Origin of the sequence: Nonomuraea sp. B1E8 (assembly GCF_039871515.1) — a bacterium.
Lineage (GTDB): Bacteria > Actinomycetota > Actinomycetes > Streptosporangiales > Streptosporangiaceae > Nonomuraea.
Window position 1 is genome coordinate 806,941 of the sequence record NZ_JBDPLS010000001.1, and the last position, 25,087, is coordinate 832,027.

General features: G+C 71.3%; 24 protein-coding genes. 10 read left to right on the top strand and 14 right to left on the bottom strand.

Annotation, left to right across the window (positions count from 1 at the left end; all coding sequences use genetic code 11):
* Positions 1-10: 10 nt before the first annotated feature.
* Together ABGA98_RS03655 and ABGA98_RS03660 are read right to left on the bottom strand one after the other, a co-directional pair.
* Positions 11-247 (bottom strand): hypothetical protein, encoded by a 237-nt coding sequence (locus ABGA98_RS03655; protein WP_347616732.1) that lies wholly within the window; start codon positions 245-247, stop codon positions 11-13.
* Positions 244-432 carry a hypothetical protein gene (locus ABGA98_RS03660; RefSeq protein ID WP_347616733.1) on the bottom strand — a complete coding sequence of 63 codons (189 nt, stop codon included), beginning with the start codon at positions 430-432 and terminating at the stop codon, positions 244-246. The genes ABGA98_RS03655 and ABGA98_RS03660 overlap by 4 nt, the downstream gene beginning before the upstream one ends.
* Positions 433-444: 12 nt before the next feature.
* Here ABGA98_RS03660 and ABGA98_RS03665 point away from each other — a divergent pair, with 12 nt between their 5' ends.
* On the top strand, positions 445-1,032 hold the full coding sequence (locus tag ABGA98_RS03665; RefSeq protein ID WP_347616734.1) for a serine hydrolase domain-containing protein: 588 nt from the start codon (positions 445-447) through the stop codon (positions 1,030-1,032).
* Here the strand turns inward: ABGA98_RS03665 and guaA are convergent.
* Positions 974-2,521, bottom strand: a complete 1,548-nt coding sequence (gene guaA / locus ABGA98_RS03670) for a glutamine-hydrolyzing GMP synthase (RefSeq protein WP_347616735.1) — start codon at positions 2,519-2,521, stop codon at positions 974-976. The genes ABGA98_RS03665 and guaA overlap by 59 nt on opposite strands.
* Positions 2,522-2,617: 96 nt before the next feature.
* Here guaA and ABGA98_RS03675 point away from each other — a divergent pair, with 96 nt between their 5' ends.
* Positions 2,618-3,556 (top strand): hypothetical protein, encoded by a 939-nt coding sequence (locus ABGA98_RS03675; protein WP_347616736.1) that lies wholly within the window; start codon positions 2,618-2,620, stop codon positions 3,554-3,556.
* Here the strand turns inward: ABGA98_RS03675 and ABGA98_RS03680 are convergent.
* Together ABGA98_RS03680 and ABGA98_RS03685 are read right to left on the bottom strand one after the other, a co-directional pair.
* Positions 3,547-4,368 carry an SDR family NAD(P)-dependent oxidoreductase gene (locus ABGA98_RS03680; protein WP_347616737.1) on the bottom strand — a complete coding sequence of 274 codons (822 nt, stop codon included), beginning with the start codon at positions 4,366-4,368 and terminating at the stop codon, positions 3,547-3,549. The genes ABGA98_RS03675 and ABGA98_RS03680 overlap by 10 nt on opposite strands.
* 52 nt (positions 4,369-4,420) lie before the next feature.
* The gene (locus ABGA98_RS03685) at positions 4,421-5,914 is read right to left on the bottom strand and encodes a DUF885 family protein (protein WP_347616738.1); all 1,494 of its coding nucleotides are present in this window, start codon (positions 5,912-5,914) and stop codon (positions 4,421-4,423) included.
* Between the two features lie 78 nt (positions 5,915-5,992).
* Here ABGA98_RS03685 and ABGA98_RS03690 point away from each other — a divergent pair, with 78 nt between their 5' ends.
* Entirely contained in the window at positions 5,993-6,736 is a 744-nt protein-coding gene (locus ABGA98_RS03690) for an N-acetyltransferase (protein WP_347616739.1), read from the top strand.
* Here the strand turns inward: ABGA98_RS03690 and ABGA98_RS03695 are convergent.
* Positions 6,694-7,329, bottom strand: a complete 636-nt coding sequence (locus tag ABGA98_RS03695) for a TetR/AcrR family transcriptional regulator (RefSeq protein WP_347616740.1) — start codon at positions 7,327-7,329, stop codon at positions 6,694-6,696. The genes ABGA98_RS03690 and ABGA98_RS03695 overlap by 43 nt on opposite strands.
* Positions 7,330-7,459: 130 nt before the next feature.
* Between ABGA98_RS03695 and ABGA98_RS03700 the strand changes: the two genes are divergently transcribed.
* Together ABGA98_RS03700 and ABGA98_RS03705 are read left to right on the top strand one after the other, a co-directional pair.
* Positions 7,460-9,718, top strand: a complete 2,259-nt coding sequence (locus tag ABGA98_RS03700) for a serine/threonine-protein kinase (protein ID WP_347616741.1) — start codon at positions 7,460-7,462, stop codon at positions 9,716-9,718.
* Between the two features lie 32 nt (positions 9,719-9,750).
* Positions 9,751-11,742 carry a beta-propeller domain-containing protein gene (locus ABGA98_RS03705; RefSeq protein ID WP_347616742.1) on the top strand — a complete coding sequence of 664 codons (1,992 nt, stop codon included), beginning with the start codon at positions 9,751-9,753 and terminating at the stop codon, positions 11,740-11,742.
* Between the two features lie 4 nt (positions 11,743-11,746).
* Here the strand turns inward: ABGA98_RS03705 and ABGA98_RS03710 are convergent, their stop codons facing one another.
* Entirely contained in the window at positions 11,747-13,480 is a 1,734-nt protein-coding gene (locus ABGA98_RS03710; RefSeq protein ID WP_347616743.1) for a glycerol-3-phosphate dehydrogenase/oxidase, read from the bottom strand.
* A gap of 77 nt (positions 13,481-13,557) precedes the next feature.
* Positions 13,558-14,328: a DeoR/GlpR family DNA-binding transcription regulator gene (locus tag ABGA98_RS03715; RefSeq protein WP_347616744.1), complete on the bottom strand. Its 771-nt coding sequence runs from the start codon at positions 14,326-14,328 to the stop codon at positions 13,558-13,560.
* Between the two features lie 129 nt (positions 14,329-14,457).
* Here ABGA98_RS03715 and ABGA98_RS03720 point away from each other — a divergent pair, with 129 nt between their 5' ends.
* From ABGA98_RS03720 to ABGA98_RS03735, 4 genes are read left to right on the top strand one after another with little or no spacing between them, the layout of a single operon-like run.
* Complete coding sequence (locus ABGA98_RS03720; RefSeq protein WP_347616745.1) at positions 14,458-15,330, top strand: sugar isomerase; 873 nt, start codon at positions 14,458-14,460, stop codon at positions 15,328-15,330.
* Positions 15,327-16,463: an N-acetylglucosamine-6-phosphate deacetylase gene (gene nagA / locus ABGA98_RS03725; protein WP_347616746.1), complete on the top strand. Its 1,137-nt coding sequence runs from the start codon at positions 15,327-15,329 to the stop codon at positions 16,461-16,463. The genes ABGA98_RS03720 and nagA overlap by 4 nt, the downstream gene beginning before the upstream one ends.
* Positions 16,460-17,455 carry a 1-phosphofructokinase family hexose kinase gene (locus ABGA98_RS03730; RefSeq protein ID WP_347616747.1) on the top strand — a complete coding sequence of 332 codons (996 nt, stop codon included), beginning with the start codon at positions 16,460-16,462 and terminating at the stop codon, positions 17,453-17,455. Before nagA ends, ABGA98_RS03730 begins: the two co-directional genes overlap by 4 nt.
* A 13-nt stretch (positions 17,456-17,468) precedes the next feature.
* The gene (locus ABGA98_RS03735; protein ID WP_347616748.1) at positions 17,469-18,293 is read left to right on the top strand and encodes a class II fructose-bisphosphate aldolase; all 825 of its coding nucleotides are present in this window, start codon (positions 17,469-17,471) and stop codon (positions 18,291-18,293) included.
* 7 nt (positions 18,294-18,300) lie between these two features.
* On the opposite strand, the gene ABGA98_RS03740 is transcribed toward ABGA98_RS03735, so the two are convergent.
* The 6 genes from ABGA98_RS03740 to guaB all read right to left on the bottom strand — a co-directional run bounded on the left by ABGA98_RS03740 (position 18,301) and on the right by guaB (position 23,569).
* Complete coding sequence (locus ABGA98_RS03740) at positions 18,301-19,086, bottom strand: aminoglycoside phosphotransferase family protein (RefSeq protein ID WP_347616749.1); 786 nt, start codon at positions 19,084-19,086, stop codon at positions 18,301-18,303.
* 9 nt (positions 19,087-19,095) lie between these two features.
* Entirely contained in the window at positions 19,096-19,302 is a 207-nt protein-coding gene (locus tag ABGA98_RS03745) for a hypothetical protein (protein WP_347616750.1), read from the bottom strand.
* A 129-nt stretch (positions 19,303-19,431) separates the two neighbouring features.
* A complete protein-coding gene (locus ABGA98_RS03750; RefSeq protein WP_347617697.1) occupies positions 19,432-20,640 on the bottom strand; it encodes a sigma-70 family RNA polymerase sigma factor in 1,209 nt (402 codons plus the stop codon).
* Between the two features lie 3 nt (positions 20,641-20,643).
* On the bottom strand, positions 20,644-20,898 hold the full coding sequence (locus ABGA98_RS03755) for a hypothetical protein (RefSeq protein ID WP_347616751.1): 255 nt from the start codon (positions 20,896-20,898) through the stop codon (positions 20,644-20,646).
* Positions 20,899-20,961: 63 nt separating this feature from the next.
* Positions 20,962-22,083 (bottom strand): GuaB3 family IMP dehydrogenase-related protein, encoded by a 1,122-nt coding sequence (locus tag ABGA98_RS03760; RefSeq protein ID WP_347616752.1) that lies wholly within the window; start codon positions 22,081-22,083, stop codon positions 20,962-20,964.
* Positions 22,084-22,087: 4 nt separating this feature from the next.
* The gene (gene guaB / locus ABGA98_RS03765; protein WP_347616753.1) at positions 22,088-23,569 is read right to left on the bottom strand and encodes an IMP dehydrogenase; all 1,482 of its coding nucleotides are present in this window, start codon (positions 23,567-23,569) and stop codon (positions 22,088-22,090) included.
* Between the two features lie 484 nt (positions 23,570-24,053).
* Here guaB and ABGA98_RS03770 point away from each other — a divergent pair, with 484 nt between their 5' ends.
* Positions 24,054-25,064, top strand: coding sequence for a helix-turn-helix transcriptional regulator (locus ABGA98_RS03770; protein ID WP_347616754.1), 1,011 nt, complete (start codon positions 24,054-24,056; stop codon positions 25,062-25,064).
* The last annotated feature ends 23 nt before the right edge of the window (positions 25,065-25,087 follow it).

Consider the following 25,087-nt stretch of genomic DNA (forward strand, 5'->3'; position numbering starts at 1 on the left):
CGAGAAGTGATCACACCGTCCCGTTGCCTGCCTGTGTTCGCCTCCAGAAGGCACGAAGCAGATCAAGCGCGCTGAAAAGGCCGGGGCTGGCGTACGTGAGGTCTTCGGCGAGCCTGGGGTACTCGGCCACCCATGCAGGTGGCGGATCGGGGATGTCCGCAGGCACCAAGTGGGTGTCTCGAGCGGCGAACACGTGGTGCACCACATCGAGCAACCCAAGGTTCACCGATGTCGTATAGCGGCTCATGTGAACTCCTGGATGGCCCGCTCCACGGCGAGCTCGGCCCGGGCACCGGCTCGTTGTGCGGCTTTCAGACGTTGCCCCTTGGTCGCGGCGCCACGATCGAGCAGCTCAGCCACGGCCAAGTCGATCAGGTCCTGGCCGGCCCGGTCCGCCGCGGACTCCGCGATCGCGCGTACGGGTTTCGTCACTCGAAAGCCCTCATGCTCTTCTACTTCATCACCGCGCAACCCGGCAGCCCACAGGACCTGCTGAAGACCGCCTTCGCCCACAAGGCGTCGTTCGCGCCGGGCAAGAAGTGGGAGTACAGCAACACCGGCTACATCGTGCTCGGCCTGCTCATCGAGAAGATCGACGGCAAGCTCGTCGACATCACCAACCTCGACCCGTCGTGGGGCGGCGCCGCCGGCCAGCTCATCGCCACCCCCAGCGATCTCAACCGCTTCTGGCAGGCCCTGATGGACGGCAAGCTCCTCAAGCCCGCGCAGCTCAAGGCCATGAAGAAGACCGTCAAGGCACCCGGCATGCCGGCTGGCTGGGAGTACGGGCTCGGCCTGATGAAGATGCCGGTGAGCTGCGGCACGGCATGGGGGCACGGCGGCGACATCGACGGCTACGAGACCCGCGGCGGCGTCACCGACAAGGGCGGGCCCTCGGCCGCGTGCGGCGGGTGGGGTGACCTTGGCCGTGCCGTAAAGGATGGTCCCGCAGAACCTCCGCGGACGGAAAGCGTCACTCCCACTCGATCGTGCCGGGGGGCTTGCTGGTCACGTCGAGCACCACGCGGTTGACCTCGCGGACCTCGTTGGTGATCCGGGTCGAGATGCGGGACAGCACGTCGTAGGGCACCTTCGCCCAGTCGGCCGTCATGGCGTCCTCCGACGTCACCGGGCGCAGCACCACCGGATGGCCGTAGGTGCGCCCGTCGCCCTGCACCCCCACCGAGCGCACGTCGGCCAGCAGCACCACGGGGCACTGCCAGATCTGCCGGTCGAGGCCCGCCCTGGACAGCTCTTCGCGGGCGATCGCGTCGGCCTCGCGCAGCAACTCGAGGCGCTCGCGCGTCACCTCTCCGACGATGCGGATGCCCAGGCCGGGGCCGGGGAACGGCTGGCGCCAGACCATGGCGGCGGGCAGCCCGAGCTCCTCACCGGCCCGGCGGACCTCGTCCTTGAACAGCGCCCGCAGCGGCTCCACCAGCGTGAACCGCAGGTCGTCCGGCAGGCCGCCGACGTTGTGGTGGGACTTGATGTTGGCGGTGCCGGTGCCGCCGCCCGACTCGACCACGTCGGGGTAGAGCGTGCCCTGGACGAGGAACTCCACGGGCTTGTCGGCCATGATGGCGCGCTGTTCGTCCTCGAAGACGCGGATGAACTCGCGGCCGATGATCTTCCGCTTCTCCTCGGGGTCGGTGACGCCTTCCAGCGCCTTGATGAAGCGGTCGGCGGCGTCGACGACGCGCAGCTTGACGCCGGTGACGGCCACGAAGTCGCGCTCGACCTGCTCGGCCTCGCCCTTGCGCAGCAGGCCGTGGTCGACGAAGACGCAGGTCAGCCGGTCGCCGATGGCGCGCTGCACGATGGCGGCGGCCACCGCGGAGTCGACGCCGCCCGACAGCGCGCAGATCGCGTGGCCGTCGCCGACCTGGCGGCGCACGGCCTCGACGGAGTCTTCGACGATGTTGAGCATGGTCCAGGACGGGCGGCAGCCGGCCGCCTCGAGGAAGTGCCTGAGCACCGCCTGCCCGTGCTCGGAGTGGAGCACCTCCGGGTGGAACTGCACGCCGTAGAGGCCCTTCTCGGGGTGCTCGAAGGCGGCGACCGGCGTCTGGCTCGTCGAGGCGGTCACCGTGAACCCCTCGGGCGCGCTGGCCACGCTGTCGCCGTGGGACATCCAGACCTTCTGGGCGCTCGGCAGGCCCGCGAAGATGACGCCCTCGTGGAGAACTTCGAGCGCGGTGCCGCCGTATTCGGCGACGCCCGTGCGGGCCACCTCGCCGCCCAGCGCCCGCGCCATGGCCTGGAAGCCGTAGCAGATGCCGAACGTGGGCACGCCCGTCGCGAACAGCCCGTGCGGCACGGGCGGCGCGCCGTCGGCGTAGACCGAGGAGGGACCGCCGGACAGGATGATCGCCTTCGGATTCTTCGCCATCATCTCCTCGACGGGCATCGACGAGGGGACGATCTCGGAGTAGACGTGGCACTCGCGCACCCGCCTGGCAATGAGCTGCGCATACTGCGCGCCGAAGTCGACCACCAGAACCGTGTCGAATTCAGACACTGAAGACCCTCCAGAAGGCGGAACGCGGTGAGTACAGTCTATCGGCCTTGTGCATTACGCCTGGCCTGGCTCCCGCTCTCGTGCTAACACAGAACAATGGATCTTGTCTGGCCGGCGACGACCTGGGCTCTCTGGGTCGCCACCCTGGCCGCCGCCTTCAAGGTGTCCGGTCGCGACAGGACCCCGGAACGGGAGCCGCGCCATCCGGCGCCCGCCCCCGTGGCGGAGCTCTTACGCGGCATGCGGGTGCAGGACGTGTTCCATTCGGCGCTGTTCGAGCTGGCGGGGCGCGGGTGGGCCATCGTGGAGGGCGACCGGCTGTCGCTGACGCCGCGGCGGGCGGAGCCCCTCCTGCCGTACGAGCAGTGGGTGCTCGATCAGGTGAGCACCCGGATGGGCGGGGCTCCGAGGGCCCCGGTGATCGCGCTCATGCCCGACGGGCAGGCGCTCGACCGCGAGTTCCTCCCCCTGGTCCGGCAGTGCGCCATCGACCTCGGGCTGGCGCGGCGGCGCTGGTCGAGCATGATCGTCCCGTTGCTGCTGGCCGGCGGGCTGGTGGTCCCGTGGTTCGCCACCGTGTCCGCGGCCGGCCTGTCATGGCCCGGGATGATCGCGACGATGGTGTCGTTCGTGGCCGGGTTCGGGCTGCTCCTGGCGGGCCGCGGGTTCCTGCTGACTCCCGCCGGACGTGAGGTCGCCGGGCCGGGGCACGTGGAGGTGAACCCGCAGCAGGAATGGATCTTCACGGGCAGCGGCTGGCGCGGCGTGGAGATCGTGCCGGCGGCCGCCGTCGCGCGGGGCCCGAAGCGGCAGGAGATCAGGGGTCACGTCGTCAAACGCTGGGTCGAGGTCGCCACGGACACAGAGAACACCTACCACATCGCGGTGCACGACGGCAGCTCGGAGACGGCCGTCGCGTTCCGGGTCAAGCAGGGCGTCTACCAGGACGTGCTGCCGGGTGACTCCGTACGCCTGCTGGTCAAGCCGCGCAGCGGCACGGTGGTGCGGGTGCTGGCCCACGAACGTCAGTGGTGAACCGGCAGCCGCCCGCTGAGCAGCGTCTCGGTCTGCAGGCGTAACCGCGCGGCGTGCTCCGGGTCGGTCAGCAGCAGGAACCTCTCGTCGCGGATGGCCTCCACCACCAGGCCGGCGACCTCGGACGGCTCCACGCCGCGCTCGACCGCCCTGCTCACCGCCTCCTGCGCGGCCACCTCGTCCTGGCCGGGCACGGTGGCCAGGCTCGGAGGTCGCAGCCGCGCCGAGTCGGCGATGCGCGTCCTGACCGCGCCGGGGCAGAGCGCGGTCACGCGCAGCTTGGAACCCGCATCGGCCAGGTCGTGGGCGAGCGCCTGGGAGGCGGCCAGCGCGGCGTGCTTGCCGACCGCGTAGCCGCCCGTCCCCGGCGTGGTGAACAGCCCGGCCACGGACACCGTGTTGACGATGTGTCCCTCGGTGTCCTGCTCGATCATGCGGGGCACGAACTCGCGGATGCCGTGCAGCACGCCCCACAGGTTCACCCCGAGCAGCCAGGCGAGGTCCTCCTCGCCGCGGGTCCACAGGTGACCGCCCTGGAAGACGCCCGCGTTGTTGCACAACACGTGTACGGCCCGCAGCTCCCCGAAACACCGGTCGGCCAGGTGGCGTACGGAGGACGCGTCGGACACGTCGGTGATCTGCGTGAGCACCTCGGCGTCGCCCGCCCGCGCGGCCGTCTCCGCGAGCGCCCCGTGATCGACGTCGGCGAGCATCAGCGTCATGCCCTCGGCCGCGAACCTGAGGGCCAGCGCCCGCCCGATGCCGCTGCCCGCGCCCGTTATCACGGCGACCTTGCCGGAGAGCTCGCGCACGGACAGACCTCCTCAGCGACCGGCACTGCAGGGTGCTCCGGATCACCAGACGCTACAGGATGCCACCGATCAAGCCCAGAGGCGGCGAACCGAGATCGAGCAGCGACTTGTGGAAGCGCTGCAGGGTGAAACCGGCGCCCCATTCCCTGCGGGCCTGCTCGCGCAGGTCGCGGATGAGCAGCTTGCCCCACGTGTAGCGGCCGTACGTCGGGTCGAACGACGCCCGTTCCGCCTCCGCCGTCGCGGCGGGGCCGGCCAGGTGCGTGTCCGACGCGAACCGCCTGGCGCCCTCCTCGACCGTCATCTGGCCGGTGTGCACGCCGATCGCGCAGGCCAGCCGGGTGACGCGGATCAGCGCCTCCAGCCAGACGCCGATCTCGAAGCGGGGGTCGCCGGCCTCGAAGCCCTCCTCGACGCAGAGCTCCTCGGCGTAGTGGGCCCAGCCCTCGATGAACGCGGTCGACTGCAGCAGCCTGCGCACCTCCGACGGCGCCCGCCGCAGTGCCCTGGCGTGCGAGAAGTGCCCGGGGGCGACCTCGTGCACGTTGATCGCGGGCAGCGTGGTGCGGCTGAAGACCTCCAGCCACTCCTCCTGGTCCTGCCGCGGCCAGCTGGGGTCGGGCGGCGTGACGTGGTACCAGGAGGGGCCCTCGGGCTCGCCGGGCGCGTTCCACGCCATCATGGCCATCGCCCAGCGGCGCGACTCGGGCGCCGGCCCGACCAGGCACTCGCCGTCGTGGTAGGGCACGAGGTCCTTCTCGCGGGTGAACGCGATGGCCTTCTCCGTGCCGACCCTGGCCGCCTCGATCACGCCGTCGGCGTCGGGGTGGTCCTTGACCAGCTCGCGTACGACGTCGAGGGGCGGGCGGCCCTGCTCGCCCAGCTTGGCGCAGGACTCGGCGAGCAGCGCCATGAGCCGGTCGCGCTCGGCGTCGGCCCGCTCCGCCAGCCTGCCCAGGTCGACGGGGAGCCCTTCGGCCGTGCCCATGAGACCGGCCAGGGCCTCGCCGCCGAGCGCCGCGTCGGGGTCGCCCTCGTCCGCCGCCCGCTGGATGTGGGCGACGAGCCTGCCGTGCGCCTGCAGCGCGGTCTCGTCCGTGACCCCGGCGGCCAGGCCCTTGGCGGTGTTCACCAGGGATTTCGCGACGGGGGCCGGGATCCGGTCGAGCGCGTCGATCGCGTTGCTCACGGCTTCCGGCCACAGTGCGAGGTGGGCGGCCTTGGCCTCGGCGCGGTCGCCGGCCGGGGCGTAGTCGCGGTCGTAGCAGGCCAGGTCGAGGTTGGACAGGTGGAGCAGCGGGTTCCTGCGGTGCAGGGCCAGCTCACCGAGCCGGGTGCGCAGGCCCTCCTCGAACACCTCCAGGTGCCTGGCGTCGTGTGAGCCGGCGGGCGCGGCTCCCTCGCCGAGCCGGGCCAGTCCGGCGCGTACGCCGTCGGGCGACAAATCCTGGATCCGGCCGTCGTACTCGTGCCTGCCGCCGCCCTCGCGCGCCTCGGGCACGATCAGGTCGGCGACGGCTCTCAACCTGGCGTCAAGTTCGGTCATGGCGCCGACGCTAGCGCACAACTTTTGCGCAGATTAATGGCGCGCGTCCCAGTAGACCGGAATGCGAAACTGGGCCGTATGGCCCTCCAGATCACGACGCTCGCGGAGCGTCCGGAGCTCGCGCCGGCGTTGTGGGACATGGACCATACGTGGCAGGAGTTCATGCTCAACGACCCGATCGCCGACCTGTTCTACGCGGTCGCCACCACCGCCTACGCCGACTACGTGCTCGTGGCCGACGACGACGCCGAGCCCGGCAGGCTGGTGGCGCGGGCGTGCATGATCCCGTTCGTGGCGAAGGGGTCCGAGCTGCCCGACGACGGCTGGGACGCCGTGATCCGCTCGGGCCGGCTGGCCCGCGACCGCGGCGCCCGGCCCGACGCCGTCTCCGCCCTGGAGATCACCGTGCGGCGCGACCTGCAGGGCACGGGGCTCTCCTCGCAGATGGTGGCGGCGATGCGCCGCCACGCCGCCGACCGCGGCTTCTACGAGCTCGTCGCGCCGGTCAGGCCCAACACCAAGCACCTCGAACCCCACACCCCCATGAGCGAGTACGCCTTCCGCACCCGCCCCGACGGCCTGCCCCATGACGCCTGGCTACGGGTGCACGTGCGGGCCGGCGGGAAGATCGTCAAGGTGGCGCCGCGCTCGATGGTGATCGCGGGCACGCTCGCGGAGTGGCGAGGGTGGACGGGCCTGCCGTTCGACCGTACGGGGGCCGTCGAGGTGCCGGGAGCGCTCAATCCCGTGCACTGCGACGTGGAACACGACCACGCCGTCTACGTGGAGCCCAACGTCTGGGTCTGCCATCCGCTGGGCTGACCCGGCTCAGGGCGGACGCGAAGTCCGTCGACGATCCGCCACATGGACCGGTGGCAGAGCGCGCGGAAGTCGTCCTCGTCCATCCCCATCCGGCCGCTCAGGAACTGCTGCACCAGGCCCTGCGTGCACGACGAGACGGTCAGCGCGGTCTCGAGCACGTCGTCCTCGCGCAGCAGCCCCGTGCGCATGCCCTCTTCTGCGAGCTCCGCGAGGACGGCGAACGGCGGGCCCTGCCCGTCGCGGAAGTCCTCGGGGAAGCGGCGTGCCCCCGTCCACGCGTCGAGGACCAGGAACCGGTACAGGTGCCGGTTGCCGAGCGCGAAGTCGAGGAAGTCGTCGAGCGCCGCCGAGATCCGTTCCAGGAGATCCCCCGAGGGGGATCGCCGCCGCCACTCCGCGGCCAGCTCGCTCGCGCTGCGGTTGGCGACGGCCCGCAGCAGCGCATCCCGGTTGGGGTAGTGCCGGTAGATGGCCATGGCGGTGATGCCCGCGGCGTCACCGACGCGCCGCATGCTGACCGCGGCGGCGCCCTCCTCGTGGAGGATGCGCTGCGCTACGGTCACGATGCGCTCGGCGGTACCAGCACCCGTCACGTTTACAGCGTATGCGCAGGAGCGAGATGGCGGTGCCCCGATGGACGCCATGTGCCGGGAGGAAGAAGATTCGGTATCGCTACCGGCAGGTAGTTTTTGCCGATGCATGGCATGGGGACACAATTCCTCCATGGCATCCATCGCTCCGCTACGACCCGGAGATCCGCCACGGCTGGGCGGCCTGGATCTCACCGGCAGGCTAGGCGAGGGCGGCCAGGGCGTCGTCTACCTCGCCAGCGACCCGTCGGGCACACGCGTGGCCGTCAAGTGGATGCGTCCCGACCTGGCGGGCGACCAGGTGAGCGTCGAGCGGTTCCTGCGCGAGGTCGAGGTGGCCCAGCAGGTCGCGCCGTTCTGCACCGCCGCCGTCCTCGGCACCGGCGTCGAGCAACACCGCCCCTACATCATCAGCGAGTTCATCGAGGGGCCGTCGTTGCAGCAGGTCGTGATGGAGGAGGGGCCGCGCTCGGGCTCCGTCCTGCACCGGCTGGCCATCGGCACCGCCACCGCGCTGGCCGCCATCCACCAGGCCGGCATCGTGCACCGCGACTTCAAGCCCGCCAACGTGATCATCGGCGCCGACGGGCCCAGAGTGATCGACTTCGGCATCGCGCGGGCGCTGAACGCCACCGCGACGATCACCGGCACGGTCGTGGGCACGCCCGCGTACATGGCGCCCGAGCAGATCATGGGGCACACCGCCGGGCCGGCCGCCGACATGTTCTCGTGGGCCAGCACGATGGTGTTCGCCGCCTCCGCCCGGGCTCCGTTCGGCAGCGACACGATGCCCGCGGTGATCAACCGCGTGCTCAACCAGCACCCCGACCTCGGCATGCTGGACGGCCAGCTGCGCGACGTGGTGGTCGCGTGCCTGGCCAAGGACCCCGCGCAACGGCCGACCGCGGAGCAGGTCATCATGCGGTTGCTGCAGCGCCCCGCGCCCAACGCCGGCATCCTCGCCGAGGCCGCCGCCGAGGCCGCGCCCCAGGCGCCCTTCGCCCATCACCGAGGACAACCCTCGGGGCCGCACTCAGCGCCGCACCCCGGGCCGCACTCAGCGCCGCACTCCGGGCCGCACTCCGGGCCGCACTCCGGGCCGCACTCCGGGCCGCACTCGGGCCCCCACCCGGGACCCCACTCGGGGCCGCCTTTCGGCCGGCCGCACGGACCGGTCGCGCCGCCGGAACCACACGCCGCCACCGTGCCGCCCCCGCACCATCCAGGGCCCTGGCCGCCGGCGCGGCACGAGCAGATCGCCCATCAGCCGTACGCCACGCAACCGCAACGCAAGAACAGGACCCCGCTGATCGTCGGCGTCACGGTGGCGGTCGCCCTGCTGCTGCTCGCCGGCGTGGTCGTGACCATCCAGGTCAACCAGGCCTCGCTCGCCGAGCCGTCCCGCACCAGGACCCACGGGCCGTCGCGGACCACCGCGACGCGCGACCCGTCGCCGGGCACCACGCGGGCCGCCGTGCCGCCCACCGGCACGAAGACGCGGCTTCCCGGCGGCGAGATCCACCTGTACGAGAATCCCGCCGACGCGATCTTCCTGACCTCCTACGAGATCAAGGACGAGAAGAAGGACGACTGGATCGACTACGCCAGGGACTCCCTGCACGGCTCGTTCACGAAGTACGCCGGCAATTGGGAGTCGATGGTCTCGCCCGACGGCCGCTACCTCGCGCACCGGGGCAGGAGCTACAGCTCCGACGACTTCGACTTCATCGTCATCACCGACCAGGACTCCGGCGAGCGTTCCACGATCAAGATCGTGAAGGAACCCCTGATCAGCACCATCAGGGCCTGGTCGAAAGACGGCGAGCGCATCCTGCTGAACACCGAGAAGAAGAACGGCGACGACTGGCTCCACCTGGGCTTCACCATCGTCGACGTGGCCACGAAGAAGGCCACCACGATCGACGTGGCCGACACCTCGATCCGCGGGACCGCCTTCGGCTTCGACGGCGCCGACGAGGGCACGGTCAACGTCTATGGCGACGAGAAGAACCAGGGCCTGCGCTTCTTCGACGCCGAGGGCAGGGCCACCCGCTCGTTCCCCGGCATCGGCACGATGTCGGCCGGCACGCAGGACATCTTCTCGCCCTCGGGCCGCGCGTTCGTCACCGACTGCCCCAACGGCGGTGGCGGGGACCACTGCATCTGGGACTCGGAGTCGGGCGAGCGCCTGCGCAAGTTCTCCTCCGACTGCGACAAGGTGCTCGGCTTCTACGACGAGAAGCACCTCTACTGCTGGGAGCAGGACAACGCGCCCAACGACGAGGTCCAGGTGATCGACTTCAGCGGGAAGCTGCTGCGCAAGCTGCTGGAAGTGCCCGACGACATCAACTTCAGCCCGGCGTTCACCATCAATCCGGACAGAGTTTCCTGAACCGCCCTGCCCGCACAACCGTGATGGAGGGCATGAAGACGCTGATCCGTACGGCCGTGACCGCTACGGCGCTGGCGACGGTGGCAGCCGCCTGCGCCTCCGCGCCGGAAGGGGCGCCGCCCGGCAGGACGAGCCTGGGCGCCGCCCGCCTGGTGGCCTACACCGGATGCGACGACCTGCTCGCGGGCCTGCGCGAGCAGGCCGCCAGGAACGTCGGCCCGTACGGCTTCGGCAACGCCATGCCCATGACCGCCAGGGCGGAGGCGAGGGCCGACACCGGGGCCTACACGCCCGAGCACTCCACGACCAACGTGCACGAGGCGGGGGTGGACGAGCCCGACCTGGTCAAGACGGACGGCGACCGGCTCGTCACGGTCACGGACGGCACCCTGCGGATCATCGACACCGCCACGAAAAAGGTCACCGCGTCCCTCGACCTGACCGGCGGCGACGGGCCCGGCGTCCCCGCCGACCTGCTGCTCTCCGGGGACCGCGCGCTGGTCATGTTGCGCGGCGGCGGCGCCGTGTACCGCTCCTTCGGGCCGCCGCGCGACACCCGGTACGTGCTGGTCGACCTGGCCGGCGAGCCCAAGGTGCTGAGCACGGTCGAGCCGCAGGGCACGTACGTCGACGCCAGGATGGTCGGCTCGACGGTCAGGCTCGTCACCCGCAGCCAGCCGGACATCACGTTCCCGCAGGTCAGACGGGGAGACGTCCCGGAGGCCGAGCGCGTCAAGCGGAACCAGGAGGCCGTGCGCAAGGCGCCGGCCGAGGCCTGGCTGCCCAAGATCAAGATCACGGACGCGTCGGGGACGGCCGAGGAGAGCACCGTCGCGTGCGACCGGGTCAGCCACCCCGCCGACTACACCGGCACCTCGATGTTGACCGTGCACACCATCGACCTGGCCCAGGGAGTCGCCGGCACCGACCCGATCGCTCTGGCGGCCGACGGCGACATCGTGTACGGCACGGGCGGCAGCCTCTACGTGGCCAGCAACCCGCTCTGGTGGGGCATGCCGTTCCGCCCGCTGCCGGTCGCCCCCACCACCTCGCGGGGCGTGGCCCCGGCCGAGGAGCCCACTCCCAGCGAACCCGCCGTGACGGGCACCATGGTCGATGTCCCGCCGACCAGGATGACGGTCACGGCGACGTCGCCTCCCGTGCCCCGGCCGATCCCCACGCTCCCGCCCGAGGAGACGCAGATCCACCGGTTCGACGTCTCCAAGCCGGGCCCGCCCGCCTACGTGGCGTCGGGGAAGGTGGCGGGACGCCTGCTGAACCAGTACTCGCTGTCGGAGCACGAAGGTCACCTCCGCGTCGCCACCACGCTCAACTCCCGGGACGGCCGGAGCAGTTCGAGCACCGTCCACGTGCTCGACGCCGCCACCATGGAGATGAAGGGCGAGGTCGGCGGCCTCGGCAAGGGCGAGCGCATCTACTCGGTCCGGTTCATCGGCCCCGTCGGCTACGCCGTCACGTTCAGGCAGGTCGATCCCCTCTACACCCTCGACCTGCGCGACCCGGCGGCGCCCAGGGTGACCGGCGAGCTGAAGATCACCGGCTACTCCGCCTACCTCCACCCGGCCGGCGACGGCCGGCTGATCGGCATCGGCCAGGAGGCGAACGAGGAGGGCAGGACGCAGGGCACGCAGGTGTCGTTGTTCGATGTCAGCGACCCCGCCTCCCCGCGCAGGTTGTCGCAGCTGTTCCAGAAGGACTCCGGCTCCGAGGCCGAGTGGGACCCGCACGCCTTCCTCTACTGGCCCAGGACCGGCCTGGCGGTGCTCCCGCTGAGGAGCGGCGACGAGTCGGGCGCGCTCGCGCTGAAGATCTCCGATTCGGGCGTGTCGAAGCTCGGCATGATCAGGCATCCGGCGCAGCGCGGGGAGAACGAGCGCGGTTTCCAGCCCGGCATCCAACGCTCGGTGGTCATCGGCGACTCCTTGTGGACGGTCTCCCCCCAGGGCGTGCAGGTCAACGACGCCACCACGCTCGCCGAGCAGGCGTGGATCCCGGCAGGCTGATCGGCTAGGACTCGGGCGCGACCACGGGGACGATCTCCGGCGCGCCGAGCCTGATCGCGTCGGCCTCCTGGTCGGAGTCCTGCTCCTGGGAGCGGCGCTCGGCCTCCACGCGTTTGGTGAAATATCCCACCTCCCGCTTGACCTGCTCGCCGTCCCAGCCAAGCGGCTCGGCGAGCAGTTCGGCCGACTCCTGCGCCACGGCCACGCCGCGGTGGAAGGTCTCGATGGAGATGCGCGTACGCCGGGTCAGCACGTCGTTGAGATGCCGGGCGCCCTCGTGCGTGGCGGCGTAGACGATCTCGGCGCGCAGGTAGTCGTCGGCCCCGCTCAGCGGCCTGCCCAGCGACGGGTCACGCTCGATCAGCTCCAGCACCTCGTCGATCAGCGAGCCGTAACGCTGCAGCAGGTGCTCGATCCTGGCCACGTGCAGCCCGGAGGTGTGGGCGATGCGGTGCCGGGAGTTCCACAGCGCCTGGTAGCCCTCCGCGCCCGCCAGCGGGACGCGGTCGGTGCACGAAGAGGGCACCCGCTGGTCGAGGCCGTGCGCCACGGCGTCGACCGCGTCACGCGCCATGACCCGGTACGTGGTGTATTTTCCGCCGGCGGTCATCACCAGGCCCGGCACCGGATGGGCGACCACGTGCTCCCTGGACAGCTTGGACGTCTCGTCCGACTCGCCCGACAGCAGCGGGCGCAGCCCCGCGTAGACGCCTTCGACGTCGTCGCGGCTCAGGGGCACGGAGAGCACGGCGTTGACGTGGTCGAGCAGGTAGTCGATGTCGGCCCTGGAGGCGGCCGGGTGGCCCTTGTCGAGGGTCCACTCCGTGTCGGTGGTGCCGATGATCCAGTGCCGTCCCCAGGGGATCACGAAGAGCACGGACTTCTCCGTACGCAGGATGATCCCGGTCAGCGACTGGATCCGGTCGCGCGGCACGACGAGATGGATGCCCTTGGAGGCGCGTACGTGGATCTGGCCCCGGCCGCCGACCAGTTCCTGGATGTCGTCGGTCCAGACCCCGGTGGCGTTGACGACCTGCTGGGCGCGGATCTCGAGCTCCTCGCCGCTCTCCAGGTCGCGCACCCGCACGCCGGTGACCCGCTCCCCCTCCCGCAGGAACCCCACCACCTGCGCCCGGGGAGCGATGTGGGCGCCGTAGGTGGCCGCGGTGCGCAGCATGGTCATCACGTAGCGGGCGTCGTCGACCTGCGCGTCCCAGTACTGGATGGCGCCCGTGAACGCGCTGCGCTTCAGCGCGGGCGCCAGCCGCCGCGCCCGCGACCTGGACAGGTGCCGGTGGCCGGGCACGCCGCGGGTGAGCCCTGAGGCGAAGCCGAGCGTGTCGTAGAGAGCCACGCCGGCGCCGACGTAGGCCCGTTCCCAGGCGTAGTGGGTCAGCGGGAAGAGGAACGGCACCGGCCTGACGAGGTGCGGCGCGATGTGCCGCAGCAGCAGCGCCCGCTCCTGGAGGGCCTCGCGCACCAGTTCGAAGTTGAGCTGCTCCAGGTAGCGCAGGCCGCCGTGGATGAGCTTGGAGGAGCGCGACGAGGTGCCCGAGGCGAAGTCACGGGCCTCGACCAGCCCCACGTCGAGCCCGCGGGTGGCGGCGTCGAGAGCCACCCCCGCCCCCACGATGCCCCCGCCGACCACGACCACGTCGAGCTCTCGTGAGGCCATGCGTTCCAGCGCCTCGGCGCGCTCGGCGGGCCCGAGACGGGCCACGGTCCTTCCCGACGCCATATTTCCCCCTGGAATGGCTTTGTCGCCTGTGTCCCATTCCTACCCGCACCGACAACATCCTGTAACGCCTGAGCGGGTCAGGCGCGTACGACCTTTACCCCCGCCTCTGTCAGCTCACCGGCAAGATCGTCGGAGAGCTGGGTGTCGGTGACGAGTGTGTCGATCTGTCCGATCGGGCAGATGCGGGAGAACGCCCGCTTGCCCACCTTGGAGGAGTCGGCCACCACGACGACCTGCCCGGCGCGGCTGATCAGCAGGTTGTTGACGCTCGCCTCGCCCTCGTGGTGCGCCGACGCGCCCAGCCCGGTGTCCAGCGCGTCGACCCCGAGGAAGGCCACGTCCAGCGTCACCTGCTCCAGCACCCCGGTCGCCAGCGGCCCGATGAGCTCGTACGACTGCTGCCTGGCCACGCCCCCGGTCACCACGATCTTGACGTGCTGGCGGACGGTGAGCTCGGCGGCGATGTTGAGCGCGTTGGTGACGATGGTGAAGCCGCTCTCCAGCGCGGGCGCCGTGGCGAGGGTGCGGGCCAGCTCGGAGGTGGTGGTGCCGCCGTTGAGCCCCACCACGCCGCCCGGCGTCACGAACTCCGCCGCGGCGGCCGCGATGCGCTGTTTCTCGTCGGCGTGCCGGGCGGTCTTGTAGCGCAGCGGCAGATCGTAGCTCACGCTCTGGGCCACCGCGCCGCCCCGCGTGCGCATGAGCATCTGCTGCTGGGCGAGCTGGTCGAAGTCCCGCCGGATGGTCGCGGTGGAGACGTCGAGCGCCTGCGACGCCTCCTCGACCGAGAGCCTGCCCTCCTGGGAGAGCAGCTCGAGGATGGCGTTCCAGCGGTCGTAGCGGGACACGAGGCCTCCCTGATGGACGAGGTCAGGAGCAAGCGTCGCACACCCTGGAGAGCCGGAGCCACCAGTGTCCGTTTATGCTCCTACCTGGTATAAAAAACGCAGAAACAATCAATCATGGGGAGGCACGTGGTGACCAGCCACACCGAGGCCGAGATCGTGTCCCAGCCGTCGTGCTGGCGCCGCGCCGTCGCGAACGTTCCCGCCGACGCGCTGCCGCGCCACGGGGAGCGGGTGGCCGTCGTCGGCTGCGGCACGTCATGGTTCATCGCGATGGCGTACGCGGCGCTGCGGGAGCGGGCCGGGCACGGCGAGACCGACGCCTTCGCCGCTTCCGAGGCGCCCTCAGGCCGGTCGTACGACCGCGTGCTCGCGCTGACCCGCTCGGGCACCACCACCGAGGTGCTGGAGTTGCTCGCCCGCACCACCACGAGGACCACGGCCATCACCGCCGACCCGGAGACGCCGATCATGCGGGCCGCCGACGAGCTCGTCGTGCTCGACTACGCCGACGAGCGCTCGGTCGTGCAGACCAGGTTCGCCACCACGCAGCTGGCCCTGCTGCGGGCCAGCCTCGGCGAAGACCTCACCCAGGCGATCGAGGACGCCGAGCAGGCCGTGGCCGCGCCGCTCCCCGACGAGCTGGTCGAGGCCGAGCAGTTCAGCTTCCTCGGCGCCGGCTGGACGGTCGGGCTGGCCCAGGAGGCCGCGCTGAAGATGCGCGAGGCGTCCCGCTCGTGGACGGAGGCGTACCCGGCGATGGAATATCGGCACGGCCCGATCAGCATCGCCGGCCCCGGGCGCGTCACCTGGATGCTCGGCGCCGCGCCCGCCGGCCTGCGCGCGCAGGTCGAGCAGGCGGGCGGCACGTTCTTCGAGAGCGGGCTCGACCCCATGGCCGAGCTGATCCGCGCCCAACGGGTGGCCGTCGCGCGCGCGTTCGCCCAGCAGCTGAACCCCGACGAACCCATGCACCTCACGCGATCTGTGATTCTGTCTCCATGAGCCTTACTCTTGCCGACGCCAGGATCGTGACACCCGCGGGAGTTCACGAGGGGTGGCTGACCATCGAAGACGGCCGCATCACGCATGTCGGCCACGGATCCGCCCCCGGTCCCGGCCTGAGCGTGGGCGGAAGGCACGTCGTGCCCGGATTCGTCGACATCCACAACCACGGCGGCGCGGGCGGCTCCTTCCCGACCGGCGATCTCGACCGGGCCCGTGACGCGGTGGCGCTGCACCGGCGCCACGGCACCACCACGACGATGGCCAGCCTGGTCACCGAGACCCCGGACAACCTGCTCAGAGCGGCGTCGGCGCTGTCCGAGCTCTGCGACGAAGGGCTGCTGGCCGGCGTGCACTTCGAGGGCCCCTACATCTCCAGGGCCCGCTGCGGCGCGCACGACCCCGCGCTGCTGCGCGAGCCCTCGCCACAGGAGTTCGCCGAGCTGGTCAAGGCCGGGCGCGGCCACGTACGCATGGTCACCATCGCGCCCGAGCTGCCCGGCGCGCTCGACACGATCCGGCTGGCCGTCTCCGAGGGCGTGATCGCCGCCGTGGGCCACAGCGACGCCGGCTACGACCAGACCATCGCCGGCATCGAGGCCGGCGCGAGCGTGGCCACCCATCTCTACAATGCGATGCCGCCGCTCGGGCACCGCGCCCCCGGGCCGATCGCCGCGCTGCTCGACGACGAGCGGGTGACGATCGAGCTGATCAACGACGGCGTGCACGTGCATCCGGCCATGTTGCGGCTGGCCTACGAGGTGGCGGGCCCCGGCCGGACCGCGCTGATCACCGACGCGATGTCGGCCGCCGGCCTCGGCGACGGCGACTACGTGCTCGGCTCGATGGCGGTGCGCGTGGACGGCGGCGTGGCCAGGCTCGTCGAGGGCGGCTCGATCGCGGGCTCCACGCTGACCATGGACGTCGCGTTCCGGCGCAGCGTGCGGGAAGTGGGCATGTCGCTGCCCGACGCCGTGCAGGTGGCCTCGCTGACGCCCGCGCGGGTGCTCGGCCTGGCCGACCGGATCGGCTCGATCGCCGTCGGCAAGGCCGCCGACCTGGTGGTGTTGTCCGACGCGCTGGAGGTGACCGGGGTGATGAAGGACGGCGTCTGGGTGACGGAGCCCGGATGATCCTCACCGTGACGCTCAACCTCGCGCTCGACGTGACCTACCGGCTTCCCGAGGTCGACTGGGACGGCGTCAACCGGGTCGGCGCGGTGCACCGGCGGGCCGGCGGCAAGGGTGTCAACGTGGCCCGCGTGCTGGCGACCCTGGGCCACGAGGTGCTGGTCGCCGGCCTGGCGGGCGGGCCGACGGGGCAAGCGATCGCAGGCGATCTGCGCGCGGCCGGGCTGCCGAGCGACCTGACGCCCATCGCCGCCGACTCCCGCACCACCCTGGCCGTCACGGAGACACCCACCCCCCGCCCGTCCCCGGCACGCGCCCGACCCGGTTCCGGGCAGGCCCGCACACAAACGCCCGGCGTCGCGGAGCGCGGCGCCTGGGCCGGGCGTACGGCGCTGTTCAACGAGCCCGGGCCCGAGGTGACCCCCGGCGAGCTGGAGAGCTTCGTGCGGCGCTACGAGCCGCTCGTGGCCGCCGCCGACGCGGTCGTCCTGTCGGGGAGCCTGCCGCGCGGCGTGCCCCTCGACACGTACGCCGCCCTCGCCGCGATCGCGGCCCGCGAGGGCGTGCCCGCGATCGTGGACGCCGACGGCGAGCCGCTGCGCCACGCGCCCGATGGCCGTCCTTCCGTCGTCAAGCCCAACGCGGAAGAGCTGGCCAGGGCGGTGCCCGGCGGCGACCCCGCTGAGAGCGCCCAGGCGCTGCGCGAGCGGGGGGCCGAGGCCGTGGTGGTGTCCATGGGCGCAGGCGGGCTGCTGGCGGTCACCGAGGAGGGAACATTCAGGGCGCGCATGCCGTACACCGTGGGGGGAAACCCGACCGGGGCGGGCGACTCGCTGGTCGCCGGGCTGGCGCTGGGGCTGGTGGAGCGGGCGCCGTGGCCTGACAGGCTGAGGCGGGCCGCGGCGCTGGGCGCGGCGGCCGTGGCCGCGCCCGTGGCCGGCGACTTCGACCCCGACGTGTACGCCGACATCCACCCCAAGATCATCATTACGTAAAGGAGCAAGTGCCATGCCCCTCGCCGCCATCGGCGACATCGTCAGCCAGTCGCCCGCAGGGGTGGGCGCGTTCAACGTGATCCAGCTCGAACACGCCACCGCCATCGTGACCGGCGCCGAGGCGCTGGGATTGCCGGTCGTGTTGCAGATCAGCGAGAACTGCGTGCGCTACCACGGCGCGCTGGAGCCGGTCGCGCTGGCCGCGCTCGCGGTCGCCCGCCGGGCCGAGGTGCCGGTCGCGGTCCACCTCGACCACGCCACCGACAGGGCACTCGTCGAGGAGGCGGTGGAGCTGGGGCTGGGCTCGGTGATGTACGACGCTTCCGCCCTGCCCGACGAGGACAACGTCGCCGCCACCGCCGAGGTGGTCGCCTGGTGCCACGGGCGCGGCGTGTGGGTGGAGGCCGAGCTGGGCGAGGTCGGGGGCAAGGACGGCGTGCACGCGCCGGGCGCCCGTACCAAACCGCACGAGGCCGTCGACTACGTGACCAGGACGGGCGTGGACGCGCTGGCCGTCGCGGTGGGCACCTCGCACGCCATGACGTCCAAGGACGCGGTGCTCGACCTGGAGCTCATCGCCGAGCTGCGGGCCGCGGTGCCGGTGCCGCTGGTGCTGCACGGCTCGTCGGGGGTGCCTGACGACGTGCTGCGCGAAGCCGTCGGGAAGGGCATGAAGAAGATCAACATCGCGACCCACCTGAACAAGGCGTTCACCGGCGCCATCCGCGACTATCTGGCCCACGACGAGCGGGTCGTCGACTCCAGGAAATATCTCAAGGCAGGACGCGACGCGGTGTCCAGAGAGGTCACGCACCTGCTCGGCGTGCTCACGGGCTGAGCCGCGTTCAGGCGCCCAGCGCCGCCAGCACCCGCCCGGCCTGCCGCTCGAAGGTGCCGGGCGGGTTGCGCGGGGACTCGGGGGAGTCGTGGGCCAGCAGGAACAACCACATCAGGGCGTGCAGCCTGCGGTGCTCGCGCATCCGCCGCTCCTCCTGCGGGCTCAGGCCGAACGCGGACGCGATCTCCACCTCGCCGTCCACCCACATCGACACGTGCTCGACCACCTCCGCCACCTCGTACGCCACGTCGCTGCGCCCGGAGTCCTCGAAGTCGACCAGGCGGACGCGAGAACCGTCCCACAGGAAGTTGGCCAGGTTGCCGTCTCCCGCGCCGAACGCGGGCGTGACCCCCGACTCGCCCGGCGACCAGCTCTCCAGCCACCGCGACCCCTCGTCGACGGCCTTGCCGTCCAGCGGCCCCCTGGGCTGCCAGGCCGCGGCGCGCCGCCTGATCCAGTCGGCGACCGCCGTGTTCGACCACGGGCGCACGGGAATGTCCCGCAGGACGCCGTACGGGATGGCGGCGTGCAGCCGGGCGCGCGCCTCGGCCATGGCGGCGACGTGCTCGGCCCGCACCTCGATCCCGCGCATCGGCAGCCCGTCGATCCTGGTCATCGTGACCGAGCGGCCGTCGAAGGCCACGGGCTCGGGGGCCAGCCCCGGAGCGTGCTCGGCCAGGAGGGTCAGCGCCCGCCATTCGCGCTCGGCCGCGCCCGGCTTGCCGTCCACGTACCGCTTGATGATGAGATCGCCTTCTTGGACGAGCTCGTGCGTGTGCCGATGATCAGCCATCCCCGCATGCTAGGGGAGCAGCCGTTCGACGGCGGCGCTCACGAGCGCGTGCACCTCCCCCTCGCCGAACACGTCCGGCAGCGTCAGCCGCTCGACGATCAGCCAGTTGAGTGCCAGGTAGAGCAGCACCACGGTGGTGTCGTCGCCGGGCAGGCCCGCCTCGCGGTGATGGCGCACGTTGGCCTCGACGTCGGCGCGGATCCGCTCGGTCGGCACCTCGCGCAGGCGAGGCCTTTCACGGCGGGTTCCGGCCGACGACGTTCACCCTGACCGGCACCGAGACGTTCGGCAACGGCACCCTCCTGACGACCTACACCCGCTGACGCACGCCGGCGGTCCCGTGGATCAGCCGCGGGAGGGCCCTCCCGCCCTGCTCCGCAGGAAGTCCCGCTCCACCTCGTTGCCCGCCCGTTCGATCGCCGCCGCGTACGCCTCGGCCGCCTCCGGCGCGCGTCCCAGCCGCCGCAGCAGATCGGCCCGTACGGCATGGAACAGGTGATAGTCGTCCGCCGCCGGCCCGTCCAGCAGTTCCAGCGCCGCCTCCGCACCCTCCACCTCGGCCACGGCGACCGCCCGGTGCACCGCCACGACCGGCCCCGGGTCGAAGGCCATCAGCAGGTCGTAGAGCCGCACGATCTGCCGCCAGTCGGTGTCCTCGGCGGTCCGCGCGTCGCCGTGCACGGCGTTGACGGCGGCCTGGACCTGGTAAGGGCCCGGCCGGTCCCGCTCCAGGCACCACCGCACGATGGCCTGACCCTCGTCGATGAGCGCGCGGTCCCACAACGTCCGGTCCTGCTCGGGCAGGGGCACCAGCTCGCCGGCCTGTCCCGTACGCGCGGCGCGCCGCGACTCGATCAGCAACATCAGCGCCAGCAACCCCATGACCTCGGGCTCCTCCGGCATGAGCCCGGCGAGCAACCGCCCCAGCCTGATGGCCTCCGCGGAAAGATCGTCCCGGACGAGCCGGTCACCCGAGCTGGCCGTGTACCCCTCGTTGAAGATCAGGTAGATCACGGCGAGCACGGCCCGCAGCCGCTCGGGCAGGTCGGCCTCGTACGGGACCCGGTAGGGGATGCCCGCATCCCTGATCTTGCGCTTGGCCCGCACGATCCGCTGCGCCATGGTCGGCTCGGGCACCAGGAACGCGCGGGCGATCTCCGGGGTCGTGAGCCCGCCCAGCAGGCGCAGCGTCAGCGCGACCCGGGCGGCGGGCGCGAGCGCGGGGTGGCAGCAGGTGAAGATCAGCCGCAGCCGGTCGTCCCGCACGGGGCACTGCTCCACGGGCTCGTCCGGGGCGTTCAGCAGCGCGGCCTGCGCGTGCTTGCCGGACCGCGCCGACTCCCTGCGCAGCCGGTCGATGGCCCGGTTGCGCGCGGTGGTGATGATCCACCCGGCCGCGCTCGGCGGCGGCCCCGCGGACGGCCACTGCCGCACCGCCACGGTGAAGGCCTCCTGGACCGCCTCCTCGGCGAGGTCGATGTCGCCGAAGGCGCGGACGAGCACGGCGACGGCCCGGCCGTACTCCTCCCGGAAGATCCGCTCAATCTCGGAAATGGCTCACCTCCGGCCGGAAACCTGCCGCTCCATCTGCTCGACCGCGTTCTTCGCGTTCAGCAGCGACGCCCCGGTGGCCTCACGGTAGATCTTGATCGCCTGGATCGTCTTCCCCTTCCGCAACGCCACGTAGAAGTCGGGCGGCAACTGCGGGCCCTGGTCAACGGAGTCGATCAGCGCGGGGTCGATGCCGAGGTGCCGCTGAAGGTAGGCGATCTGCGTCTCAAGCCGGGCAACTCTCTCTTCAAGGGATTCCATGCCCGAAACACTAGCTGCACCGCGGCCCGGCGGGCAGGGCCGCGGTGACGGGATCGTGACTGGTCAGGGATGGGTCGGGGCGACCACGACCTCGACCCGCTGGAACTCCTTGATGTCGGAATAGCCGGTGGAGGCCATGGTGCGCTTGAGCGCGCCCATGAGGTTCATCGAGCCGTCGGCCACGCTCGACGGCCCGTGCAGGATCTGCTCCAGCGTCCCCACCGTCCCGAACTCGACCCGCCGCCCCCTGGGCAGATCGGGGTGGTGCGCCTCGGATCCCCAGTGGAACCCGTGACCGGGCGCCTCCACGGCACGGGCCAGCGGCGAACCCACCATCACGGCGTCGGCCCCGCAGGCGATGGCCTTGGCGATGTCACCGGACGTGCCCATACCGCCGTCGGCGATCACGTGCACGTAGCGCCCGCCCGACTCGTCCATGTAGTCGCGCCGGGCGGCGGCGACGTCGGAGATCGCGGTGGCCATCGGCACGGCCACCCCGAGCACGTTGCGCGTCGTGTGGGAGGCGCCGCCGCCGAAGCCGACCAGCACCCCCGCCGCACCGGTGCGCATCAGGTGGAGGGCGGCCGTGTGGGTCGCGCAGCCGCCCACGATGACCGGCACGTCGAGCTCGTAGATGAACTGCTTGAGGTTGAGCGGCTCGGCCCGCCCCGACACGTGCTCGGCGGAGACGGTCGTGCCGCGGATGACGAAGATGTCCACGCCCGCGTCGATCACGGTTTTGTGGTATTGGACCGTGCGCTGCGGCGACAGTCGTACGGCGGTCGTGACCCCGGAGGCACGGATCTCCTCGATCCGCCGGCCGATCAGCTCCTCCTGGATCGGCGCCGCGTAGATCTCCTGCAGCCGCTTGGTCGCCGCCGCCGCGTCGAGCGCCGCGCACTCCTCCACCAGCGGCGAGGGGTCTTCGTAGCGGGTCCAGAGCCCTTCGAGGTCGAGCGGGGCCAGCCCGCCCAGCCGCCCGATCGCGATGGCGGTGGCCGGCGAGACCACGCTGTCCATGGGCGCCACCACCACGGGCAGCTCGAACCGGTAGGCGTCGATCTGCCAGGCGATCGAGACCTCCTCCGGGTCACGGGTGCGCCGCGAGGGCACCAGCCCGATCTCGTCAAGCGAGTATGCCCGCCGCCCGGTCTTGCCCCGGCCGATCTCCACCTGCTGAGTCATGAACTTACCTTCTGTGATAGTTCGGAGCTTCCACCGTCATCTGGATGTCGTGGGGGTGGCTCTCCTTGAGACCTGCCGCCGTGATCGGCATGAGCTCGCAGTCGGTGTGCATCTGCGAGATCGTGCGGCAGCCGGCGTACCACATGCCCTGGCGCAACCCGCCGACGAGCTGGTGGGCGACGGCCGCCACCGGGCCGCGATAGGGCACCTGACCCTCGATGCCCTCGGGGATGTATTTGTCCTCGCCGCCGACGTCGGCCTGGGCGTAGCGGTCCTTGCTGAAGGAGGCGCCGCCGCGCTCGCGATTGCGTACGGCGCCGAGCGAGCCCATGCCGCGGTAGGACTTGAACTGCTTGCCGTTGATGAAGATCAGCTCGCCGGGCGACTCCTCGCACCCCGCGAGCAGCGAGCCCAGCATGACCGTGTCGGCGCCGGCGGCGATCGCCTTGACGATGTCACCGGAATATTGCAGGCCGCCGTCGCCGATCACCGGCACGCCCGCGGGCGCGCACGCCTTGGAGGCTTCGTGGATGGCGGTCACCTGCGGGGCGCCGACCCCGGCGACCACCCGCGTGGTGCAGATGGAGCCGGGGCCCACACCCACCTTGACCGCGTCGGCGCCCGCTTCGACCAGCATCTGCGCGCCCGCCCTGGTCGCGATGTTGCCGCCGATGACCTCGACCTTGCTGTTGGCCTTGATCTTGGCGATCATCTCGGCCAGGCCCTTGGAATGGCCGTGGGCCACGTCGACCACCACCACGTCGACCCCGGCCTCGATCAGCGCCTTGGCCCGCACCTCCGCGTCACCGCCGACGCCGACGGCCGCCCCCACGATGAGCCGGCCGTCGGCGTCTTTGGTGGAGAGAGGGTACTGCTCGCTCTTGGTGAAGTCTTTGACCGTGATCAGGCCGCGCAGCCTGCCCTCAGCGTCGACGAGGGGCAGCTTTTCGATCTTGTTCTTCCTGAGGAGGGCGAAGGCGTCGTCACGTGACACCCCCACCGGCGCGGTGACCAGCGGCATCTTGGTCATGACCTGGTGCACGGGCCGCGACTGGTCGGTCTCGAAGCGCATGTCGCGGTTGGTCACGATGCCGACCAGCGTGCCCGACACGTCGGTGACGGGCACCCCCGAGATCCGGTAGGTCGCGCACAGCCGCTCGACGTCGGCCAGCGTGTCGTCGGGGCTGCACGTCACCGGATTGGTGACCATGCCGGCCTCGGACCGCTTGACCAGATCGGCCTGCTGGGCCTGCTCGTCGACCGACAGGTTGCGGTGCAGGATGCCGATGCCGCCCTGCCGCGCCATGGCGACCGCCATGCGGGCCTCGGTCACGGTGTCCATGGCGGCGGAGACCAGCGGGATGGACAGCGTGACGCCACGGGACAGGCGGGACCTGGTGTCGGCGTCACCTGGTTGGAGATCGGAATATCCGGGCACCAGCAGCACGTCATCGAAGGTCAAACCGATCTCGGTGAACTTGGACATGCTGCGGCCCCCTCCTGCCGATGCGCTGATGCAGCCAAGTCTAGGGCCTGCCTCCAAAAGCGCATTCACGGCCTCGGGCCCGGCGCGGGAGAAAGTTTTCCCGGCCTCACGGCTCAGCGCTGGAGAGTTGGTGCCGGGAGCACGATGACCCCCACGGCCCGTCGTACTCCCGGCATCTCACAGCGCTGGGAGACGGACGGACGGTGACCCGCCCCATCCCCCAGCCACCGGCATCCAGGCGTGGCGGCGCGTACGCACCACCGAACCCCCCTCCGCGTCCTGATGGGCGGCGCAGCCACACCTGCTTTCGGGATGCCGACGCTAGGTAAAGCCTGGGTCACTCACCGGCACATCGCAAGGTGAAAACGTGCAATTGCACGAAGTTGCACGCCTCCCCCGGCCAGTCGACGGAACGAGCGGACACGGGCGCAATGCGGCGTTATTCTCGCGGCACGCCCGTGTCCCCCCTACGGAGCCGCCCACGATGCGCAACGAGTCCAGAGCCGCGTCAGATCCCTACGAGACGCTGGGCCTCGACCCTGCCCAGAGGGCTCTCTACTCGACGGTGCTGCGCCTGCACAGAGCCACCCGCACCGACCTCGCGCAGGCCATCGACGGCCCCGTCGAGAAGGTCACCCGCCAGCTCGACGACCTGGTCAAGCTGGGTGTGGTGGACGAACGGTCGGGCGAATACCTGGCCCGCCACCCAGCGGCGGCGCTCGGGCGGGTGATCGCTGAGCGGCTCGACCGGCTGGCCGAGGAGAGCCGGATGATCGATTCGGCGCTCGCCTCCATCCGGGGTTTGATCCACGACTACGACGCCGGCCGCGACTACCAGAGCGGGCCTTTCACGGTGGAGATGTTGAACGGGGCCGACGTCCTGTTCGAGAGCGTGGTCGGCATGGCCGTGCAGTCGCCGCCGCTCGAATTGCACACAGCAATCCCGGATGAACGCACAATGAGCGATTTTGCTCGTAAATTTGCGGATCCATGGATTGATGCGCAGCAACGAAATCTTCTTGCCGTTCATGTGATCTTGCCGGTTTCCGCCCTGGCACTCCCAGGCGTACGCGATCTGCTGACCCGCCTGGTCGAAGCCGGCGGCAACGTGCGCACCCTGGATCGTGTGCCGAGCTGGTTCATGGCCGCCGGCGCCGACGTGGCCGGCCTGCCCGCGTTCTGGGGCGGCAACCTGCCCGACCACGCCTACCACTTCTATCTCGTACGCACGCCGATCGTGGTGGGCACGCTCCGCGCCCTCTTCAACGAGTTGTGGGGGCGCGCCACCCCCCTGCCGTGGGGGCGCGGGATCGACGGGATGGCGCAGGTGCTGCGCCTGGCCGCCCAGGGCCTGTGCGACGAGTCGATAGCCCGCCAGCTCGGAGTCTCGGTCAGGACGGTACGCGCCAGGTTCGCCGGCGCCATGGCCGAACTGGGCGCCCAATCCCGCTTCCAGGCAGGCGTGGAAGCCGCCAGGCGCGGATGGCTGAGGTAATATCCACCGCTCGGGCCGCATCG

What these genes read in the sequence shown, in the direction of transcription:
- ABGA98_RS03710 (WP_347616743.1), bottom strand. Translation starts at nt 13,480, where the DNA reads ATGGCGTCGGGAAGGACCGTGGCCCGTCTCGGGCCCGCCGAGCGCGCC.
- ABGA98_RS03685 (WP_347616738.1), bottom strand. Translation starts at nt 5,914, where the DNA reads ATGACCGAACTTGACGCCAGGTTGAGAGCCGTCGCCGACCTGATCGTG.
- ABGA98_RS03690 (WP_347616739.1), top strand. Translation starts at nt 5,993, where the DNA reads ATGGCCCTCCAGATCACGACGCTCGCGGAGCGTCCGGAGCTCGCGCCG.
- ABGA98_RS03730 (WP_347616747.1), top strand. Translation starts at nt 16,460, where the DNA reads ATGATCCTCACCGTGACGCTCAACCTCGCGCTCGACGTGACCTACCGG.
- ABGA98_RS03740 (WP_347616749.1), bottom strand. Translation starts at nt 19,086, where the DNA reads ATGGCTGATCATCGGCACACGCACGAGCTCGTCCAAGAAGGCGATCTC.
- ABGA98_RS03755 (WP_347616751.1), bottom strand. Translation starts at nt 20,898, where the DNA reads ATGGAATCCCTTGAAGAGAGAGTTGCCCGGCTTGAGACGCAGATCGCC.
- nagA (WP_347616746.1), top strand. Translation starts at nt 15,327, where the DNA reads ATGAGCCTTACTCTTGCCGACGCCAGGATCGTGACACCCGCGGGAGTT.
- guaB (WP_347616753.1), bottom strand. Translation starts at nt 23,569, where the DNA reads ATGTCCAAGTTCACCGAGATCGGTTTGACCTTCGATGACGTGCTGCTG.
- ABGA98_RS03705 (WP_347616742.1), top strand. Translation starts at nt 9,751, where the DNA reads ATGAAGACGCTGATCCGTACGGCCGTGACCGCTACGGCGCTGGCGACG.
- ABGA98_RS03760 (WP_347616752.1), bottom strand. Translation starts at nt 22,083, where the DNA reads ATGACTCAGCAGGTGGAGATCGGCCGGGGCAAGACCGGGCGGCGGGCA.
- ABGA98_RS03675 (WP_347616736.1), top strand. Translation starts at nt 2,618, where the DNA reads ATGGATCTTGTCTGGCCGGCGACGACCTGGGCTCTCTGGGTCGCCACC.
- ABGA98_RS03655 (WP_347616732.1), bottom strand. Translation starts at nt 247, where the DNA reads ATGAGCCGCTATACGACATCGGTGAACCTTGGGTTGCTCGATGTGGTG.
- ABGA98_RS03665 (WP_347616734.1), top strand. Translation starts at nt 445, where the DNA reads ATGCTCTTCTACTTCATCACCGCGCAACCCGGCAGCCCACAGGACCTG.
- ABGA98_RS03700 (WP_347616741.1), top strand. Translation starts at nt 7,460, where the DNA reads ATGGCATCCATCGCTCCGCTACGACCCGGAGATCCGCCACGGCTGGGC.
- ABGA98_RS03770 (WP_347616754.1), top strand. Translation starts at nt 24,054, where the DNA reads ATGCGCAACGAGTCCAGAGCCGCGTCAGATCCCTACGAGACGCTGGGC.
- ABGA98_RS03735 (WP_347616748.1), top strand. Translation starts at nt 17,469, where the DNA reads ATGCCCCTCGCCGCCATCGGCGACATCGTCAGCCAGTCGCCCGCAGGG.